The sequence below is a fragment of the Pseudomonas frederiksbergensis genome, assembly GCF_003732665.1.
Classification (GTDB): domain Bacteria; phylum Pseudomonadota; class Gammaproteobacteria; order Pseudomonadales; family Pseudomonadaceae; genus Aquipseudomonas; species Aquipseudomonas frederiksbergensis_G.
Map to the genome: position 1 here is coordinate 355,689 of NZ_MOBP01000003.1, position 17,893 is coordinate 373,581.

General features: G+C 54.1%; 21 protein-coding genes. 12 read left to right on the forward strand and 9 right to left on the reverse strand.

The window, feature by feature from the left end; translation table 11 throughout:
* Positions 1–250: 250 nt before the first annotated feature.
* On the reverse strand, positions 251–1,120 hold the full coding sequence (locus BK665_RS05855; protein ID WP_123403712.1) for an SDR family oxidoreductase: 870 nt from the start codon (positions 1,118–1,120) through the stop codon (positions 251–253).
* A 114-nt stretch (positions 1,121–1,234) separates the two neighbouring features.
* On the opposite strand from BK665_RS05855, the gene BK665_RS05860 reads away from it, so the two are divergent.
* Positions 1,235–2,155, forward strand: a complete 921-nt coding sequence (locus BK665_RS05860; protein ID WP_123403714.1) for a LysR family transcriptional regulator — start codon at positions 1,235–1,237, stop codon at positions 2,153–2,155.
* Between the two features lie 447 nt (positions 2,156–2,602).
* Positions 2,603–3,178, forward strand: coding sequence for a reactive chlorine resistance membrane protein RclC (gene rclC / locus BK665_RS05870; protein ID WP_123403718.1), 576 nt, complete (start codon positions 2,603–2,605; stop codon positions 3,176–3,178).
* 125 nt (positions 3,179–3,303) lie between these two features.
* On the opposite strand, the gene gorA is transcribed toward rclC, so the two are convergent.
* Together gorA and BK665_RS34210 are read right to left on the reverse strand one after the other, a co-directional pair.
* A complete protein-coding gene (gene gorA, locus BK665_RS05875; protein WP_123403720.1) occupies positions 3,304–4,665 on the reverse strand; it encodes a glutathione-disulfide reductase in 1,362 nt (453 codons plus the stop codon).
* A 46-nt stretch (positions 4,666–4,711) separates the two neighbouring features.
* Positions 4,712–4,942, reverse strand: coding sequence for a hypothetical protein (locus BK665_RS34210; protein ID WP_148053194.1), 231 nt, complete (start codon positions 4,940–4,942; stop codon positions 4,712–4,714).
* 382 nt (positions 4,943–5,324) lie between these two features.
* On the opposite strand from BK665_RS34210, the gene BK665_RS05880 reads away from it, so the two are divergent.
* The 5 genes from BK665_RS05880 to BK665_RS05900 all read left to right on the forward strand — a co-directional run bounded on the left by BK665_RS05880 (position 5,325) and on the right by BK665_RS05900 (position 9,763).
* A complete protein-coding gene (locus BK665_RS05880; protein WP_259699576.1) occupies positions 5,325–5,663 on the forward strand; it encodes a glutathione S-transferase family protein in 339 nt (112 codons plus the stop codon).
* A gap of 411 nt (positions 5,664–6,074) precedes the next feature.
* Positions 6,075–6,959, forward strand: a complete 885-nt coding sequence (gene cynR, locus BK665_RS05885) for a transcriptional regulator CynR (protein ID WP_123403722.1) — start codon at positions 6,075–6,077, stop codon at positions 6,957–6,959.
* 136 nt (positions 6,960–7,095) lie between these two features.
* Positions 7,096–7,725 carry a glutathione S-transferase family protein gene (locus tag BK665_RS05890; protein WP_123403724.1) on the forward strand — a complete coding sequence of 210 codons (630 nt, stop codon included), beginning with the start codon at positions 7,096–7,098 and terminating at the stop codon, positions 7,723–7,725.
* A gap of 206 nt (positions 7,726–7,931) precedes the next feature.
* Positions 7,932–8,852 (forward strand): LysR family transcriptional regulator, encoded by a 921-nt coding sequence (locus tag BK665_RS05895; protein WP_123403726.1) that lies wholly within the window; start codon positions 7,932–7,934, stop codon positions 8,850–8,852.
* A complete protein-coding gene (locus tag BK665_RS05900) occupies positions 8,852–9,763 on the forward strand; it encodes a LysR family transcriptional regulator (protein WP_123403727.1) in 912 nt (303 codons plus the stop codon). Before BK665_RS05895 ends, BK665_RS05900 begins: the two co-directional genes overlap by 1 nt.
* Positions 9,764–9,803: 40 nt before the next feature.
* On the opposite strand, the gene BK665_RS05905 is transcribed toward BK665_RS05900, so the two are convergent.
* A complete protein-coding gene (locus tag BK665_RS05905; RefSeq protein WP_123403729.1) occupies positions 9,804–10,580 on the reverse strand; it encodes an alpha/beta fold hydrolase in 777 nt (258 codons plus the stop codon).
* A 274-nt stretch (positions 10,581–10,854) separates the two neighbouring features.
* On the opposite strand from BK665_RS05905, the gene BK665_RS05910 reads away from it, so the two are divergent.
* From BK665_RS05910 to BK665_RS05925, 4 genes are all read left to right on the forward strand, one after another.
* A complete protein-coding gene (locus BK665_RS05910) occupies positions 10,855–11,478 on the forward strand; it encodes a DJ-1/PfpI family protein (RefSeq protein WP_123403731.1) in 624 nt (207 codons plus the stop codon).
* Between the two features lie 44 nt (positions 11,479–11,522).
* Positions 11,523–12,068, forward strand: a complete 546-nt coding sequence (locus BK665_RS05915) for a cysteine hydrolase family protein (protein ID WP_123403732.1) — start codon at positions 11,523–11,525, stop codon at positions 12,066–12,068.
* A gap of 32 nt (positions 12,069–12,100) precedes the next feature.
* Positions 12,101–12,781: a glutathione S-transferase family protein gene (locus BK665_RS05920; protein WP_123403734.1), complete on the forward strand. Its 681-nt coding sequence runs from the start codon at positions 12,101–12,103 to the stop codon at positions 12,779–12,781.
* A 226-nt stretch (positions 12,782–13,007) separates the two neighbouring features.
* The gene (locus BK665_RS05925) at positions 13,008–15,053 is read left to right on the forward strand and encodes a 2Fe-2S iron-sulfur cluster-binding protein (RefSeq protein ID WP_123403760.1); all 2,046 of its coding nucleotides are present in this window, start codon (positions 13,008–13,010) and stop codon (positions 15,051–15,053) included.
* 19 nt (positions 15,054–15,072) lie between these two features.
* Here the strand turns inward: BK665_RS05925 and grxC are convergent, their stop codons facing one another.
* From grxC to cynS, 4 genes are all read right to left on the reverse strand, one after another.
* Complete coding sequence (gene grxC, locus BK665_RS05930) at positions 15,073–15,336, reverse strand: glutaredoxin 3 (protein WP_123403736.1); 264 nt, start codon at positions 15,334–15,336, stop codon at positions 15,073–15,075.
* A 28-nt stretch (positions 15,337–15,364) separates the two neighbouring features.
* Entirely contained in the window at positions 15,365–16,027 is a 663-nt protein-coding gene (locus tag BK665_RS05935) for a carbonic anhydrase (protein ID WP_123403738.1), read from the reverse strand.
* A gap of 41 nt (positions 16,028–16,068) precedes the next feature.
* Entirely contained in the window at positions 16,069–16,317 is a 249-nt protein-coding gene (locus tag BK665_RS05940) for a DUF2790 domain-containing protein (protein WP_123403740.1), read from the reverse strand.
* A gap of 105 nt (positions 16,318–16,422) precedes the next feature.
* Entirely contained in the window at positions 16,423–16,890 is a 468-nt protein-coding gene (gene cynS / locus BK665_RS05945) for a cyanase (RefSeq protein WP_123403742.1), read from the reverse strand.
* 151 nt (positions 16,891–17,041) lie between these two features.
* Here cynS and BK665_RS05950 point away from each other — a divergent pair, with 151 nt between their 5' ends.
* A complete protein-coding gene (locus BK665_RS05950) occupies positions 17,042–17,668 on the forward strand; it encodes a cupin domain-containing protein (RefSeq protein WP_123403744.1) in 627 nt (208 codons plus the stop codon).
* On the opposite strand, the gene BK665_RS05955 is transcribed toward BK665_RS05950, so the two are convergent.
* Positions 17,663–17,845: a DUF1348 family protein gene (locus tag BK665_RS05955; RefSeq protein ID WP_259699579.1), complete on the reverse strand. Its 183-nt coding sequence runs from the start codon at positions 17,843–17,845 to the stop codon at positions 17,663–17,665. The genes BK665_RS05950 and BK665_RS05955 overlap by 6 nt on opposite strands.
* Positions 17,846–17,893: the final 48 nt, after the last annotated feature.

The following is a 17,893-nucleotide window of genomic DNA, read 5'->3' on the forward strand; positions in this document are numbered from 1 at the left end:
GTCTGGCGAGAAACGATCAACCTGCTGCCAGGTGTCAGGCAATTTGGTGCGATCACCGGGTGGAGTTATGTAGAGCCGCGTGGATAAGCTTGGCGACGAGCTGTAGGACTCATCAGTCCGGTGTCATCATCACCCCTGCGTCATCTTTATGAATTCTTCATTCTTGTCGATGGTGTCCAGGGCGCCGCGAAGCGTCAGGGCGCCTGGATGCAGGGACTTTCTCGTCGAAAGCCTGTAGGGACTACGATATTTAAAGATTGAATGCTTCCCGAAGAATATCCTCCAAGTTTTTCGGCTTACGGCCCAACAGTTTTTCAAGCGTACGACTGCTCTGGTCGAAAGCGCCTTTATCGATAGCGGCGCCCCAACCGCTGATGAATTTCGCGACCGCGGTTGGCCAGCCTTCACTTTCCCGAGCGGCAATGAATGCTTCTGCGGAAATTGGCTGGTACTTAATCGGCATGCCCGTTAATCGAGAGAACTCGTCGGCGATGTCCTTGAATGACCACGTCTGCCCTGCGTTCAGCCAGTAGGTGCGGTTCTCATACCCAGTCTGGGTGAGCAGTGTGGCCCCTGCTTCAGCCAGCTCGGCGTAGGTGGCTGGCCCGATGCGACCTTGACCTGCCGGGACGCTGAAACCTTCTTTTGCCGCATTGGCACCGATGAAGAAGGGCAAGTCGTCGGCGTATAACGGATGTTGAATAATCGTGTACGTAAGGCCCGACTTTTCAAGCAGTCGCTCGGTCGCTATATCGCTTTCCGTCACCCCTTCAATCGGTGACAGCTCATCGTTGATCCGCTGAATACTGGTGTAAACCACATGGCGAACGCCCGCCCGGCCGGCAGCAACGATCACGTTTTTATGGTGGGCAACACGATCACTGAACGCTACGGCTGATACCAGGTAGATTTTTTCTACTCCTTCGAATGCCGCCACCAACGAATCGTAATCGGTGTAATCCCCGTAGCGCACTTCAATACCTAATGCAGCCAGAGGCTCAGCCTTTTCAGTATCACGTGCCATTGCCACAACATTTGATGCCGGGATTTTTTGTACCAGTGAGCGCAAGACCGCATTGCCCAATCTGCCTGTCGCGCCAGTAACTAGAATTTTTGCCATGAGTCTTTGCTTTCCAATCGTGATGATCCGGTAGGCACAATCATGACCAAAGCATCAGGGATAAATTAGTCTCCAATAGGTAGAATCACCTTCAACCAAAAGTTGGAGATGACCATGGAAACCCTTGGCAATCTGGAATCGTTCGTTCGAGCCGCAGAGGCCAGCAGCTTTTCCGAAGCCGCCAGGCGTATGGGGATTTCCGCTGCTGCCGTCAGTAAGAATGTGGCACGGCTCGAAGCCAATTTAGGCACCAGACTCTTCCAGCGCAGCACAAGAAGCTTGACCCTCACTGAGGCAGGAGAGTTGTTCTATCAGCAAGTCTCGGGCGGCCTCGAAACCATCCAGGGGGCTATCGCGCAATTAGGCGATGCCCGGGAAGTCCCGGCAGGGCGATTGCGGGTCAATTTGTCTCCATCTTTCGCTTACGATTATGTCCTGCCACTACTCAAAAGCTTCAAACAGCGTTACCCGGAAGTAGTTCCGGACTGGCACTTGGAAATCCGTCGCGTCGATTTGATTGGTGAAGGTTTCGATGTGGCCATCGGTGGCGGTATTGAATTATCTTCGGGCATCGTAGCGCGGGAGTTGGCCAAACTTCATCTTGTCGCTGTTGCAGCGCCGCAGTGGCTGGAGGGGCGGACAATGCCCATTGTTCCTGGCGATTTGCAGGGGGTGGATGGCATCGTAATGCGTTCGACCAGCTCAGGGCGTTTGCTCAACTGGACACTTCGGGATGCAGGAGAAGGGCGGTTTGACCTCAACCTAAAACCGACGGCCATCATGAACGATCCAGAAGCATTGTGTAGCTGTGCATTGATGGGGCTGGGTGTCGGGCTAGTACCAATGGAGCGCGCGTGGCCCTGGTTGCAACGCGGTGATCTGGTTCGATTGTTACCCGATTGGTATGTGGATCTCGGTGTCGTCTCGGTGTACTTCTCGTCCCGAAAAGCGTTGCCGGCTAAAACACGGGTGTTCGTGGATTTTCTGCTGGAGCATTTTCAAGGACCGCTCAGCCAGCGTTTCCGTGCCGATTGACGCCTATGGCAATTGGGTCAGCAACATCTCCGCGACACGACGCAATTCAGCTTTGCTCGTACCAGCCTTGGCTTAACGGGTACGACTCTAGAGGCTGTACGCAGCGTGTCACCCTAATGGTCCGGCAACAAGAATCGGCAGTTTAGGCGTGAAAGCGCTTCTACGAGGGTGGATGACTGTGCTTTTCTCCGGCAGATGAAAATGTCGGAGACACTCAATTCCACGTCGCACTCTCCCTGGCGCCTCTGCGTAAATCTCTTTGAATTTCTTGCTGAATGCCGCCTGAGATTGATACCTCGGCACTGTGAAGTTCCGGGGCTTTTTTATGCCTTTAAAACCGCAAGTGCACCTTGAGACGATCAAGCAATAACTTGAGCATGACGCACAAAAGTGCCGGGGGAAAAACGCCCCAGACTAGCTCCACATTCAATTAGTCGGAGAAGTCTCATGCTCACCTCATTCACGACCTCACTACGGTTTATTAGCAAAGTTGACACGTTCGGTACATCACTCATGCGACTGGCAATCGCTGTGGTTTTCCTTTGGATTGGTTTCCTCAAATTTATCCCTTACGAGGCAGATAGCATCACGCCGTTTGTTGCCAACAGCCCGTTCATGTCGTTCTTCTATGAGCACCCGCAGGAATATAAAGCGCACCTCACCCATGAAGGTGAGCTGAATGCCGACAAGCGTGCCTGGCAGACAGCCAACAACACTTATGGCTTTTCTACTGGGCTGGGAGTTGTCGAAATCCTGATCGGATTGTTGGTGCTGTCCAACCCGATCTCACGCCGTACGGGTTTGCTCGGCGGTGCGATGGCCTTCGGTACGCCACTGGTGACGTTGACCTTTCTGATCACCACACCTGAAGCCTGGGTTGGCGCTCTTGGTGATGGCCAGCATGGTTTTCCCTATCTATCCGGTGCCGGTCGCCTGGTACTCAAGGACGTGTTGATGCTTGCCGGCTCTCTTCCTGTGATGGCCGACTCCGCCCGACAATTACTGCGCGAACGTCGCGTTTAGTCAGGGATACCAGCCAACCTGATCAACGAAACCTTGAATTGCGGGCGGTAGCGGTTGAACAAGGCAATCGCCCGGTCCAGGTTGTCGACGTGCCCGGGCGCAATACACCGGCGGTCACCCCATCGTCACCTGCCGGCGACAGGTGTCCGCAAGGTTACAAACTCTTCTGCCGAAGTGGGATGCACACCGATGGTGTCATCGAACAAGCGCTTGGTCGCACCGGCCTTCAGAGCGATTGCCAGCCCTTGAATGATGTCCCCTGCGTCCGGACCGACCATATGCGCGCCCAATACTCGATCAGTGCGTACATCCACTACCAGCTTCATCAGCGTCTGCTCGGATGACTCCGTGAGGGTCAATTTCATCGGCTTGAAGCGGCTCTCGAAGACTGTCACTTTGTGGCCATTCTCCAGCGCTTGCTCCTCAGTGAGTCCAACGGTGCCAATGTTTGGCTGACTAAATACCGCGGTAGGAATATGCCTGTAATCTACGGGACGATATTGCTCGGGCTTGAACAGGCGGCGCGCAACTGCCATACCTTCTGCCGTAGCTACCGGGGTCAATTGCACTCGGCCAATCACATCACCCAACGCCAGAATCGAAGGTTCACGGGTTTCAAAGTTGTCGTTGACGTCTATGTAACCTTTCTCGTTGAGTTCGACACGGGTATTTTCCAGGCCCAAATTATCGAGCATTGGCCGCCGCCCGGTAGCGTAGAAAATGCTGTCGGTTTCCAGTTGGCTACCGTCATTGAGCGTAGCCAGTAGACTACCGTCCGACTGTTTGTCGATCCGGACGATATCCGTATTGAATTTCAGTTGTAGTCCGCGTTTGGTCAGTTCTTCCACCAGGTGGGTGCGAACTGATTTATCAAACCCGCGCAGGAACAGATCACCGCGATAGAGAAGGCTCGTGTCGGCACCCAGGCCGTTGAAGATTCCGGCAAACTCGACCGCTATGTAGCCGCCACCGACCACCAGCACACGCTTGGGCAGTTGCGGGAGAAAGAAGGCCTCATTAGAGGTGATGGCATGCTCACGACCGGGGATATCCGGAATTTGTGGCCAGCCGCCGGTAGCAATCAAAATGCGTTCGGCACTGAAGATCTGCCCATTGACTTCGACGTGGTTCGGATCGGTCAGGCGTGCGTGACCTTCAAGCAACGTCACGCCACTGTTAATCAGCAGCTTGCGGTAGATGCCGTTGAGTCGCTCGATCTCGCGGTTCTTGTTGGTAATCAATTTTGCCCAGTCAAATTGTGCTTTACCGGCAGTCCAGCCAAAGCCCTCGGCCTGTTCGAAGTCATCGGCGAAATGCGAACCGTAGACCAGCAATTTTTTCGGCACACAACCGACGTTGACGCACGTACCACCGAGGTAGCGGCTTTCGGCAACCGCCACTTTGGCGCCAAACCCCGCGGCAAAACGTGCTGCTCTTACACCACCGGAGCCCGCACCAATTACAAACAGATCAAAGTCGTAGGTCATTTCATTTCTCTACAAGGCGTGAACGGCTCTTGGCTGTCCAAAGTCATTAATGGGGAAGGTCTCGAAGCGTCAGCGCGCGCTTCAGTGAGGTGCGCAACTTCAGGAAAAAAACACTTCTGGCAGATTGTTGAGAGCAATCTCTCAGAGATGGAAAACCGGAATCGCGGGCAAGCGCGCCCATCAGTTGGGGGAGCAGAAAGCCGCTTTCGTGCTCATGTGCCATGACCGAATCGTCCGGTCTTGAGTTGCTTATGCTGGAGTGATTGAAATCAATCATGTGAAGACTCCCAAGATGAAGAACGCTGCAATGACCGGAAACGGTTAGTTGCTTCTGGCACCAGTCTCGCCATCAAGGGGTGATTAGAGAATGGGCAAGGATGTCATGACTTAATTGTGCTGGATGAAACAATGGGGGCAGAACGTCGACTGAAGCTGAGAGCGCAACCCCACCCAGTCATGCCATGCGTGACGTGTCCGTAGACTCAACTTGGCCATTGCCATTCGTCTGCTGGCAAGCTTGCGCAGAAGGTCAAACAGCGTCAGCCACGAGCCTTCGCTTAAGCGCCTGGGAGCGTACTTTTTCACTCGACTTACAGGTTGAGGTGTTGCCTGGGCCTTCGCTCACCCCAAAAACTGCACGAGATCGAGCCAGAAGTCATATGGCTCAGTCCATTTACGACTCCTACTGCTATGGCTCGATGGTTCCAGTCTTCGGTTACTACCTGTTCCCTGACTTTATCGGAGGGCAGAATGATGCTTCTCGCCTGCAAGGCATCGAAAAGTCGAAACTAGTGCTCACCGAGTTGATGAAGATCAAAGGCAGCGATCCATTTCTTGCTGGCCCGGCGCTGAGCATTGGCGATTTATACCTGGCACCGGCATGCGCTTACATGGCGATGACTCCGGACGCAGAACAAGTGTTTGCAATCAACGGTTTTGCTGATTGGTGGTCCCGTATCCAGGCATTGCCCAGCTTCAAATCCACCCCGCCGCAATAGTTTCGTTGCAGATCGTGCTCAGTTCGCCAAGACGTTTTCTCTTAGGCTGCGACGCGATACCCGGGCATACGGACAGGCTTGAATCCGACGTTTGAAACCTCTTTTGACGTTTTTACACATCCTCAATTGAGGGTGTGTAAAAACGATTTTTTGTGGCGAAGGAATGGTTGGGTGCTGTGCACTTCATAACACCGCTTTACATCTCTTTACTCGTTGACGCGCCTACGGCCGCTCATGGTTTTCATGGTCTTTTCTCCAGTCAGTATTGAGTGATGGCCCGCACTAAGGGGGCGGGCCGGCATCGGGGTTGGTAGTGCTTGGGTGTGCAGCAATCCTCTGCCGATTGACCGATAGCGTCCAAGACCGCTATACAATGCCGCGCATAAGCAGTGCCTATAGAGGGGAGTTGCCATGCTGCTAAGACATTTACGGTATCTGTTGGCGGTCGCGGATAACGGCGGTTTCACCCGTGCCGCAGAAGCGCTGCATGTTTCCCAGCCCACGTTGTCGCAACAAATCCGGCAGTTGGAAGAAACCCTCGGCGTTGTTCTGTTCGACCGAACCTCGCGGACGGTAAAGGCGACCGATGCGGGGCAGGCCTATATCGAATGCGCACGTCGCGTGTTGGTGGAGTTGGAGGCTGGGAAGCGAGCACTTCACGATGTAAAGGATTTGTCTCGCGGCACCCTGCGCCTGGCGATGACTCCGACTTTTATGGCGTATCTCGTGGGTCCGCTAGTGCGGGACTACACGGCTCTCTATCCCAACATCCATCTAGAGATTTTTGAGTTGTCGATGGGCGATATCGAAACCGGGTTGGCGGACGATTCGCTGGATATCGCCATTGCATTTGATCAAGTCAGAAATGCCGACATCGAATCGATCCCCGCATTTATCGAATCCCTGGGGCTGATGGTTGGGCGAGATCACCCGCTATACGAATGCAAGAGTGCGTTGACTTCGGAGCAGGTTGCGCAGCTGGAGTTCGCGCTCCTGACACCCAACTTTGTCACGCGGGTCTGTATCGATGAATACTTCGCAAAAACCAACATCACGCCGAAGGTGGTGATTGAGGTCAACTCGGTTAATACATTGCTGGAAGTCATTCGGCATACGCCGGTTGCCACGATTCTTCCGGAAGCTATCGCCACCCAGGACCGTGCCCTTCGAAAAATAGCGCTGGTAGGAAAGGGGCCGCATCGCGGGGCCGCGTTGCTGCGGCGCAAAAACAATTATCACAGTGCCGCGTCGGTCGCTTTTATGAGCTTGATGCTGGGAAAGGACGTGGACTCGTAAAAGCTGGTGTTCATCATTTCAGCCTGCGGAATGCTGGATTGTAAAAGCTGGTCATTCCTGTGTTTGAGAGGGGAGGAGAAGATACCTCCCTCGACGCGATAACCGGGTCGAACTCAAACAACATTCGGAGTACGTCATGTCCCAGCAAGCGATCAAACTTTATCGTCACCCTTTGTCCGGTCACTCTCATCGTGTCGAATTAATGTTGTCCCTGCTTGGCTTACCGACTGAACTTGTTTTTGTAGACCTGATGAAAGGCGCGCACAAAACCCCAGAGTTTTTGGCTCGCAACAGTTTTGGGCAAGTGCCGGTGATCGATGACAACGGCACCATCCTGGCGGACTCCAACGCAATTCTGGTGTATCTCGCCGCCAAATACGGAAACGGGCAATGGTTGCCAAGCGATCCAGTAGATCAAGCCAAGGTTCAACGCTGGTTGTCAGTGGCCGCTGGTCAGATCAACTCCGGCCCAGCCACTGCCCGGTTGATCACCGTTTTCGGAGCAGGCTATGACGCAGAAGAGGCTATCAAGCGTTCTCATGGCTTGCTCAACGTCATGGAAGAAGAGCTGGGGCGGAGCACGTTTTTGGCTGGCGATAAGCCAACCATCGCTGATGTTGCCGCTTACACCTATGTGTCCCATGCACCGGAAGGTAATGTCGCGCTCACTGACTACCCGAATGTCCGTGCCTGGCTGAGCAGTATCGAAACTCTGCCGAATTTTGTTGGCATGCAACGCACCGCAACGGGCTTGCAAGAAGCTTGATTCAAAACGAAGGGGCTTGCCGAAATCACTTCCGGCAAGCCCCTTTTTTATTCTTTTCGCGGTTTTTCCCTGCCAATCGCAGTTTTTTGCAAAAAACTCCGGCACATAACGTGCGAAAGACGCGATCGCCAACAATACTGCCAGATTGAGCTGTTCGCGTTCGCAATCACATGCCTCGCCGTTCTTTGATCAAGAGAGGGTCGCCCATGGATCGCTTTCATGAGATGCAGATTTTTATGGCGGTAGCCGAGGAGGAAGGTTTTGCCGCGGCGGCGCGTCGGTTGAATATCTCACCTCCCAGCGTGACCCGTGCAATCGCCGCGATGGAAGAGCGAATTGGCACCCAACTCCTTTCCCGAACGACCCGCAGCTTGCACCTGACTGAAGCAGGGCAACGCTATCTGGAAGATTGTCGACGGATACTGAACGAAGTCGATGAAGCTGAGGAGGCTGCGGCCGACAGCTACTCGATACCGCGCGGGCACTTAACAGTGACCGCTCCGGTTATGTTTGGTGAGTTGTACATAGCGCCACTGTTGGCGGAGTACCTGGACCAGTTTCCCTCTGTGAATCTCAATGCTTTGCTGGTCGACCGCGTAGTGAGCATGGCCGACGAAGGCGTTGACGTGGCAATACGCATCGGGCATTTGCATGAGAACAATCAGCACGCCATTAAAGTCGGGGAAGTGCGACAAGTAATATGTGCCGCACCTGCTTATTTTGAGCAGTACGGTAGGCCGCGCCACCCTGGAGAGTTGAGTACAGCCAACATTGTCATGTCATCGGCCAGCCACCTTTTGAGCGATTGGCAATTTGAGAATGATGGCAATGCACTGAGCTTTCGTTTTGAACCACGGTTGGTGGTAACTGCGAATCAGGCGGCAATTAATATTGCTCGTTTGGGCTGGGGGCTCACTCGTGTCTTGTCCTACCAGGTAGCCGGTCATGTTGCTAATGGCGGGCTGGAAGTGGTGCTTCAGGAGTTTGAGCCACCAGCGCTACCGATTCAGGTGGTTTACCAAAAAAACAATCGAGTGCCGGCGAAGGTTCGTACGTTTGTTGATTTTCTCGCGTCCCGACTTGGCCAGGATGCCGCCCTCAAGCCCGTTGTGAAGAGTGCAGATTGATGGATCGCTATCATGAGATGCAGATGTTTGAAGCATTGTCCGAACATCCCAGCCTCGCCTCGGCAGCACGTCGCCTTGATGTATCCGGTCCTACGGTCGTTCGTGCCATTGCTCGGCTGGAAGCGCGGCTGGGTGTAGCGTTGTTGGTGCGTAGCACGCGAGGGGTGGCGTTGACCGAGGCCGGCGCAGCTTTCATGGTGGATTGCTCACGCATTCTCAAGGAGATTGAGGAGGCTGAAGCTTCTGCCAAGGGGCTGCATGTCGAAGCTCAAGGCAATCTGAAGGTGATGCTGCCATTGCTTTTCAGTCGGTATGTCATGACATCGATGTTGGCAAATTATATGAGCATGTATCCGGCGGTCAGGGTATTTGCCCAATACCATGATCGGTTTCCGAACATGAATGAGGATGGGCTGGACGTCGCGGTGCTGGTTGGCAACTTGCCAAATTCGTCGTTGATTGCGCGGCCTGTGGGTTATGTGCGTTCAATCGTATGTGCCAGCCCTGTTTACCTTGCAAGACAGGGCGAACCACAAGTGCCTGAGGACCTCAGGCATCATCGATTGGTTGCCACGCACGCTTATCGAGACAAGGTTCAGTGGGACTTTCAACAGGAAGGAGAGCTAAATCCGATCAAGGCTCATACGCGGTTGAGTTGTGCCACCGTGCAGGCAGCCATCGATGCGACAGCCCACGGTGCAGGCCTAATGCGCTGCCTCAGCTATCCCTTGTACGACTATCTGAAAAGCGGGCAATTGCGTCGAGTTTTACAAGCCTATGAGTTACCCGCGTTGCCCGTGCATGTGGTCTACCGCGAGGGGCGCAAAGCATCGATGCGGGTGCGCAGTTTTGTCGATTTCATCGTCGACGGTCTCCGAGAGCATCCGGCCATGCGGGCGGATGCTCCCTGAGTTAATTCAGCGTTCACGGTATTCGCGACACTTCCTCCGGTTACTTTGCGGTAGCTGCCGTTTCAATCAGGCTGGCAACGGCTTTCGGATTGGACACCATCACAACATGGGACGCGCCTTTGACCACAACGGTCTTTTTAGAGTGCGCCCGCTCAGCCATAAATACCTGCGCCTGTGTAGGAATGTTCTTGTCTTTGTCACCGTAAACAAAATAGGACGGCACGGTTTTCCAGGCTGGCTCACTCGACGCCTCATTGAGCGCTGCGACAGTCACGGGACGTTGGGTAGCGGCCATTAACCTGGCATCTGCATTCGATACGTCGGCTGCGAACTGATCGTGGAACTTGTCCTGCTGGATGTAGAGATCTTTTCCGCCGTCTGCCAGTTCAACCGGTGGCGCGAGGGTTGGACCCAAGGTGTTGCCTGGGAAGCGCCCAGCCAAATCTGCGGTGGACTCACCTGCTTCAGGTGCAATTGCGGCGACGTAAACCAGTGCCTTAACGTTGGCATTACCGTAGGCGGCTTCGCTGATTACCGGGCCACCGTAAGAGTGTCCGACCAGGACGACAGGTGTTTTTACACTTTTCAGCACATCAGCTACCGACTGTGCATCGCCCTTCAGAGTGCGAAGCGGATTGGAAGCCGCGATCACCGGGTAACCATCTTTTTCCAGAATCTTGACCACGCCGTTCCAGCTACTGGAGTCGGCGAATGCGCCGTGCACCAGCACGACGGTTGGTTTGACTGGGGCGGCTAACGCGGCGGTTGCACTGAACATTGCTGTGGCCAAGGCCAGACCTTTGAATAACTTGTTCATCGGGTGTTCCTTTACGGGGGGAGGAGGAGCCAATTGACGAGCCCCATTTGAACCCCGCGCTGTGTCCCGTATGTGTCCAACCGCCCCGTGCTGCGCATGGAATTGTGTCAGATGCCGTGCTGACTACAGACAGATACAAAACTGTTTATGAGCATTTCAGTGAGCGAAACAGTGGATTGTATTTTTTGGCCGTTCTCCACATAGCGGTTAAAGCGGAGCATGCACCCACACACTCATACAGATATTCACACCCGCCGATGGAGGCTATTTCCTGATGAAACGCGTGCTTATGTTGTTAGCCAACGGCGTTGAGCCTCTCGAAATGGCGGCCTTTACCGATGTGCTTGGCTGGGCCGATTTAATCGGTGATGACTCTATTGAATTGGTCAACGCCGGCCTTCGTAGAAAAATCGTTACGACGTTCGGGCTCACTCTAAATCCCGGCTTCTTACTGAATGAACTGGATTTGAGCAGCTTTGATGCCTTGGCATTACCCGGTGGTTTTGAACCCGCTGGTTTTTACGAGGAAGCACTAAGCGAACCCTTTCTGGACACCATCCGCCACTTTGTCGAGGCCGGTAAACCAGTGGCCAGTGTCTGTGTGTCTTCGGTTTGCCTGGGCGTCGCCGGAGTGCTGCGGGGCAGAAGCGCCACGACCTACCACCAGGAAGGAGGCAAACGAAAAAGTCAGCTGCTTGAGACCGGTGCCCATTTCGTAGACCGGCCGTTGATTGTCGATAACAACATCATCACCTCAAGCGGGCCAGGCACTGCTACCGAAGTCGTGTTTGCGCTGCTGGAGAAACTGACCAGCGCTGAAAACTCTGCGCATGTGCGCAAAAAAATGCGCTTTGCGACCCCGTCTCAAGAATGGTTCGAGACCCCCCAAGTACCCTGATTCAACCCCTTCTTTCTGTACCCATAATCTATCTAGGTAACTGTATGACTGGCACTGCACTCATCGTCGTTGACATCCAGAATGACTATTTTTCTGGCGGTAAATGGGAACTCAATGCCACCGACGCGGCCGCTGACAAGGCTGCTCGTGTGATCGGCGCGGCACGTGAACGGGGGGATTTAGTCGTCCATATCCGTCACGAAACCTTAGCCCCTGATGCGCCGTTTTTTGTCCCGGGAACCGAAGGTGCGCAGTTGCACGAGAAGGTACGCAACCTCGCGGACGAGTTGGTTATCGTTAAACACTTCATGAACCCGTACCGCGAAACTGAACTGCTTCACGTGCTTGAAAACAACGAGATCAAACGGGTCACGGTGGTCGGAAACATGAGCCACATGTGTATTGATGCTGTCACTCGCGCGTCTGACGACTTCGGTTTCGAGACGACGGTTATTCACGATGCCTGTACGACTCACGACTTGGAGTTCAATCACGTCAAGGTTCCTGCGCCTCTGGTGCATGCGGCTTTCATGGCGGCCCTGCAATTTGGTTACGCCAGGGTGCTAAGCGCAGATGAGTATCTGGCCTAGTTTTTTCGCTGTTTTGCCCAGAGGTTAAAAAAATGTCCAATCTCTCCAGCGCTGTGGATTATTACTACTGGCCAACGCCCAACGGGCAGAAAGTCGCCATCTTTCTTGAAGAGTCGGGACTGCCTTACACCTCGCACCCAATCAACATCAGCAAGGGTGAACAATTTTCTGCCGAGTACACCCGTCTTTCGCCGAACCAGCGGATCCCGGCTATCGTCGATAGCGAGGCTGGTGTGTCAGTTTTTGAGTCAGGTGCCATTTTGTTGTACCTGGCACAACGGCACAGGCAATTTATCCCTGCTGATAACCAGCAAGCGATTGAAGTCCTGCAGTGGCTGTTCTGGCAGGCGGCGAGTTTGGGCCCAATCCTGGGGCAGACTGTGTTCTTCCTGAATTTTGCCTCCGAACATGTCCCGCTCGCGGTGGCGAGATTCAGTAAGGAAACGGAGCGCCTTTACGGGGTGTTGGAGAAACAACTGACTGAGCAACCGTACATCGCTGGCGAGTATTCGATAGCCGACATGGCGATTTATCCTTGGGTGCTTCAGTACAACAAACAAGGAATAACGCTCGATGGATACCCGCACATAGCGGCGTGGTTAGCCAGAATCAGTGAGCGTCCAGCCGTGATACGTGCCTACGCTAAAGGGGAATTGATTCGCCCCTCGGTACAAACCGAGCAGGACAGGAAAAAGCTCTATGAGCTTCCTTAGTTCAATCGTGGTTGTTAGTCACTGTGTTGGCTCGACGGTCATTTCAAACCTTCGAGTCCGCTGAATTTTTGCAGACCGTCGGCCTGCAAAACGCTGAGTTGATGATCACCGGTAAGTGCGAGTTTGACCCGCCGCCGGGAAATATCTTTCCTCGCTGAACAGCGAGTGAAATGCACCTGTTTACGAATGTGAATACGTAGAGGTGATCATGAGTCAGACAGACGGGCTGGGGGAATCACCCTGGCATGAAGGCGAACGGCACTTGCAAGAAAGCGTTGGCGTCGCGCAGGTGATGGAGGCAAATGGGCGCAGGGTCGTACGCGACTATATGCCAGACCAACATCGACTGTTCTACAGCCAACTCCCGTATTTGATTTTGGGTGCTGTCGATGAGAACGGCACTCCTTGGGCAACCCTTGTTGAAGGCTCTCCAGGCTTTGCCCATTCTCCCGATCCGCGAGTGCTTCAAATCGACTGCCTGCCTGCTGACGGTGACCCGGTTAAGTCGGGATTGAAAAAGGGTGATGCTGTCGGGTTATTGGGTATCGACCTGAAGACTCGAAGGCGAAATCGTATGAATGGCAACATCAGCACCGCCTCTCCTGGCGGTTTTGCCATTTCTGTCGTTCACAGTTTCGGTAATTGCCCGCAGTACATCCAACTACGCAGTGTCGAGCCCGTCAGTCTGGGGCACGCGTCCTCCAATACCGTCGCCGAGCATCTCAATGAACTTGATGAGGCCGCAAAGGGGACGATCAACAAAGCCGATACGTTTTTTGTTGCGAGCTACCTGGACCAAAACGGCAAGCGTTCAGTGGATGTTTCCCACCGGGGGGGCAATCCAGGTTTCGTCAGGATCGAAGGCAACGTTCTGACGATTCCCGATTTTGCTGGCAACCTGCACTTCAATACCTTGGGCAATTTTTTACTCAATCCACGCGCCGGGCTGGTGTTCATCGATTTTGAAACCGGCGATGTATTGCAAGTTGCCGGACGCACCGAAATCATTCTCGTCAGCCCGGAGATTGCGGCATTCCAAGGAGCAGAGCGGCTGTGGACGCTGACCGTTGAACAGGTGGTTCGACGTCACGCGGTTTTGGCACTGCGTTGGCAGTTTGAGGGTTTTTCTCCCAACAGTCTGATGACAGGTAGTTGGGAGCAAACCGCGGGACGTTTGCAGGCTGATGCCTTACGCGACAAATGGCGGCAACTACGGGTAACCCGAATTGTTGATGAAAGCAGCTCTATTCGATCCTTCTACTTTGAACCTGATGATGGTGCAGGATTGCCGCGCTTTGAGGCTGGCCAGCACTTGCCGGTGCGTATTTGCGTGACCGAAGGAGAGGCACCTTTAGTCAGAACTTACAGCCTGTCGGGCGCACCCTCCGACAGTTTTTTCCGCATCAGCGTCAAGCGTGACGGGAGGGTTTCGTCGCATTTGCATGACCGCGTTCAGGTTGGCGATCTGATTGAAGCCCGTGCACCCCAGGGGCGTTTCACCGTTCAGGCAGATGAGTATCGGCCGCTGGTTCTGTTGGCGGCAGGGGTTGGAATTACCCCCATGCTCTCGATGCTCCGTGAGGTGATCTATCAAGGGGAGCGTATCCGGCGCACACGTCCCACCTGGTTTATTCAAAGTGCACGCACTTTGTCTGAACTTGGGTTTCGCGACGAATTGTATGAATTGGCAGTCCGCGCCAAAGACAAAATCCGCGCGTTACGAGTACTCAGTCAACCAGAGCCTCATGCTCGCGTCGGCGAACACTATGAAATGGCTGGACGCATCGACGTCGAGTTGCTCAAGGCGTTGTTGCCCTTGGACGATTATGATTTTTACCTGTGTGGACCTGGGCCATTTACCCAAGCGCTGTACGACGGATTACGCGAATTGCGCATTGGCGATGATCGTATACACGCGGAAACTTTTGGCCCTTCGACGTTGGTCCGTCAGCGGGATCAATTGACTCCAGCAGTCGAGCAAGTGCCAGCAGCAAGCAGCCCGGTCAAAGTGTTGTTTGCAGGATCATCTAAAGAAGCACGTTGGGAGCCAGGTGGCGGAAGCTTACTGGAGTTGGCTGAAAGCCGTGGTCTGAACCCGGACTTTAGTTGTCGCGGTGGATCGTGCGGAACTTGCCGTACCAAACTCATCAGTGGGCAAGTGCACTATTTGAATTTGCCCGCTGAGATGCCGGCCGAAGGGGAAGTGCTGATTTGCTGCGCTGTACCTGCACAAGCCAAGGAGGGCGACGCCCCCCTTGTGCTGGATTTGTAATGTGGGTGCCATCGATCGCTCATCCCGCCAAGCGTGGGCTGAGCGCTTCGTCGATGCCGCCTTCGCTTTCAAGTTGAGCCAGGTCGTCGAACCCGCCTACGTGGTGATTACCGAAAAAGATCTGTGGGACAGTGCGGCGCCCACTTCGGCTAACCATTTCATTCCGCACCGGTGCGGACTGTACGTCGATTTCGGTATAGCGAATGCCTTTGGCATTCAGCAGCTTCTTGGCAGCACGGCAGTATGGGCAAGTGCTGGTGGTGTACATAGTGACTTCAAGCATCGTGGGTACTCCGTAATAGTTTTGGTGATTAAGCAACGGCTTTTGCAGGACGGGCATGCACAGCAACGGTGGTCGGGTGCTTGGCCAGTGACTTGAACGTTTTGTTGTCGGTATCCAGAGCATCGACTGAACCGGTTCCGATGTCGTAAACCCAACCATGAAGATTCAGCAGACCTTTTTCCTGAGCCAGGCGCACGCTCGGGTGGGTCTGAATATTGGCCAGTTGGGCGATGACGTTTTCCCGGACCATCGAACTGACCTTGGCAGCTTCATTTGCATGAGGGCGCGATTCGTTGATGACTTTCGCTGACTCGGAATGTTGCAACCAGCCAGCGACAGCGGGCAGGTGATCCATGCATGTGCACTTGGCAACAGCGGTCATGGCCCCGCAATCGGAGTGGCCGCAGATCACGATGTCGGTGACGCCGAGCACAGCAACTGCGTATTCGACTGTTGCCGACACGCCACCAGGATGCGGGCTGTAGGACGGCACGATGTTTCCGGCGTTACGGATCACGAACAGTTCGCCAGGTTCTTGCTGGGTCAGCAGTTCAGGTACAACGCGGCTATCGGAGCAAGTGATGAACAACGTGCCTGGATGCTGGGTAGTGGCCAGGTGTTTGAACAGATCAGTGCGTTGTGGAAATGCGTCCTTTTGGAACTTCAAAAAACCGTCGATGAGCGCTTTCATACTGTGAGCCTCTGATTGATTGTTAAGTGATCGAATGACGATTAGTTAGTGCAACCGCTACCGATTACGCTGTATTCCAGAATATGGGTATCACCGTGCGAATCTTTGTAAGTCATTTGCACTGGGGTTGGACCGCATACATCCGCCGCAGGGGTGATGTTGACTACCTTGGCGATATCCAAGTGCGTGCCGTAGGCGTATGGAACGGCGTCCGGCGTGACCACAGCGTCCTGTGCATAAGCTGACAGCGAGGCCGTCAGGGACAAGGCGAGAAACAGAATTTTTTTCATGACGAATCCTCCAGTCAAAGTTGGTGTTCAATAAAGTTGGTTCAGTAAGTTAGTTGAAGCAGGCCCGCAGTGACTGCGGGCCGAATTACAGTTTCATATGCATCCTTAGAAAGGACGCAGTGGCAGGAACTTGCCGTCGAGGGTGATCACTGCGCGGTGGCCGCCTTCTGGGTCTTCGACTTTCTTCATGTCGAGCTTGAAGTTGATCGCGCTGATGATGCCGTCGCCGAACTGCTCATGAACCAGGGACTTCAGGGTGGTGCCGTAGATCTGGATCATTTCGTAAAAGCGGTAGATGGTCGGATCAGTTGGGACGCCCGACAGGCTGCCGCGCAGCGGGATGACTTGCAGGCGGGCTACCGAGTCGGCGTCCAGTTCCAATTTTTGGCCAATCACTTTGGCTGCGCTTTCTGGCAGTGGGTGTTGGCCGAGCAGAGCTGCGGTTACATAAGCCAGGCCCAGGCCAGTGCCTTCAGCCAGGTCGGCAAAGGACAGACCTTTATTAGCTTTTGCGTCCAGAATTTCGGTGGTCAGTTGCAGGCTAGTGTCGTTGTAAACGTGAGACTGTTGCATGGTGGATCTCCTGTGGGGTTTCCCTGAGTTGGTGTTGCTGGTTGATATCGCTTGGGTGTGAAGCAATCTTCTGCCGATTAACCGATAGCGTCCAAGACCGATATCCAATGCAGCGCATAAGCAGTACCTATGCATTGTGGCTACGGAGGACATGAGCGTGAAAACGTCTGAGATGTTGTTGCTAGTACCCAATGGTTATCCCGTGTGGATCGACGTGCCGCAGGCGACCACGGGAGGTGCGGGCACGGCGATGCGCTTTGTATTGCCGGTCAATGCCCACAATTTGCCGTTGATGCATCGCCATGAGACGAAACTGGTGGTGGCGCTCAGTGGCGAATTGGAGATCCGTTCGGGGCGACAACGAATTGCGTTGCTCAAAGAAGGGGAGGCGGTAAAGCTTGATCCCTGCACCGCGCACCGAATCCATCAGCAGGGAGCGTGCCCAAGCACGGTAGGAATTGTGTTGTGGCCTGGAGTGGTTGAGTCGGCTTTTCGCGAGCTGGCTGAGGCGGCTAAACACAACACAATTCTGCGTAGCGAGATGGTTGAAATCCTTTCTCGCTATGGTGTGGTGTGGACTAATGATGCTGTGAGAGAAGAACCTCAAACGCCCATCGTGCGTCCGCTCCAGGAGTGGTTCGCCGAATTGCCAGAGACAGTCGCGAAACTGGTAGAACTCAAATGGGCGGCATTGGGAAACAACCTCGCACGGTCGGCACGGTCGCCAGTGTCTTTACCTCCACGGGCACTGGAGGTGTCGAGAAAGTGCAAGTTATAGACCCAAATCAGAAAGGCCAGGATGATCGTCAGGACGACGGCCGAGTGGCCAACGGAATTTTCGCTCTGTCTCTTTGATGGGCATATCGTTGATGCAGGCAAAACGGTGCGCCATCAGACCGTTTTCAGCGAACTCCCAGTTTTCGTTACCGTAGGAGCGGAACTGTTGTGGCTCAATGTTTTTGGACCATGATGTAGGAGCATCTACCTAAGGAAGCATCATGGG

What these genes read in the sequence shown, in the direction of transcription:
- BK665_RS05855 (WP_123403712.1), bottom strand. Translation starts at nt 1,120, where the DNA reads ATGGCAAAAATTCTAGTTACTGGCGCGACAGGCAGATTGGGCAATGCG.
- BK665_RS05860 (WP_123403714.1), top strand. Translation starts at nt 1,235, where the DNA reads ATGGAAACCCTTGGCAATCTGGAATCGTTCGTTCGAGCCGCAGAGGCC.
- rclC (WP_123403718.1), top strand. Translation starts at nt 2,603, where the DNA reads ATGCTCACCTCATTCACGACCTCACTACGGTTTATTAGCAAAGTTGAC.
- gorA (WP_123403720.1), bottom strand. Translation starts at nt 4,665, where the DNA reads ATGACCTACGACTTTGATCTGTTTGTAATTGGTGCGGGCTCCGGTGGT.
- BK665_RS34210 (WP_148053194.1), bottom strand. Translation starts at nt 4,942, where the DNA reads ATGATTGATTTCAATCACTCCAGCATAAGCAACTCAAGACCGGACGAT.
- BK665_RS05880 (WP_259699576.1), top strand. Translation starts at nt 5,325, where the DNA reads ATGGCTCAGTCCATTTACGACTCCTACTGCTATGGCTCGATGGTTCCA.
- cynR (WP_123403722.1), top strand. Translation starts at nt 6,075, where the DNA reads ATGCTGCTAAGACATTTACGGTATCTGTTGGCGGTCGCGGATAACGGC.
- BK665_RS05890 (WP_123403724.1), top strand. Translation starts at nt 7,096, where the DNA reads ATGTCCCAGCAAGCGATCAAACTTTATCGTCACCCTTTGTCCGGTCAC.
- BK665_RS05895 (WP_123403726.1), top strand. Translation starts at nt 7,932, where the DNA reads ATGGATCGCTTTCATGAGATGCAGATTTTTATGGCGGTAGCCGAGGAG.
- BK665_RS05900 (WP_123403727.1), top strand. Translation starts at nt 8,852, where the DNA reads ATGGATCGCTATCATGAGATGCAGATGTTTGAAGCATTGTCCGAACAT.
- BK665_RS05905 (WP_123403729.1), bottom strand. Translation starts at nt 10,580, where the DNA reads ATGAACAAGTTATTCAAAGGTCTGGCCTTGGCCACAGCAATGTTCAGT.
- BK665_RS05910 (WP_123403731.1), top strand. Translation starts at nt 10,855, where the DNA reads ATGAAACGCGTGCTTATGTTGTTAGCCAACGGCGTTGAGCCTCTCGAA.
- BK665_RS05915 (WP_123403732.1), top strand. Translation starts at nt 11,523, where the DNA reads ATGACTGGCACTGCACTCATCGTCGTTGACATCCAGAATGACTATTTT.
- BK665_RS05920 (WP_123403734.1), top strand. Translation starts at nt 12,101, where the DNA reads ATGTCCAATCTCTCCAGCGCTGTGGATTATTACTACTGGCCAACGCCC.
- grxC (WP_123403736.1), bottom strand. Translation starts at nt 15,336, where the DNA reads ATGCTTGAAGTCACTATGTACACCACCAGCACTTGCCCATACTGCCGT.
- BK665_RS05935 (WP_123403738.1), bottom strand. Translation starts at nt 16,027, where the DNA reads ATGAAAGCGCTCATCGACGGTTTTTTGAAGTTCCAAAAGGACGCATTT.
- BK665_RS05940 (WP_123403740.1), bottom strand. Translation starts at nt 16,317, where the DNA reads ATGAAAAAAATTCTGTTTCTCGCCTTGTCCCTGACGGCCTCGCTGTCA.
- cynS (WP_123403742.1), bottom strand. Translation starts at nt 16,890, where the DNA reads ATGCAACAGTCTCACGTTTACAACGACACTAGCCTGCAACTGACCACC.
- BK665_RS05950 (WP_123403744.1), top strand. Translation starts at nt 17,042, where the DNA reads ATGAGCGTGAAAACGTCTGAGATGTTGTTGCTAGTACCCAATGGTTAT.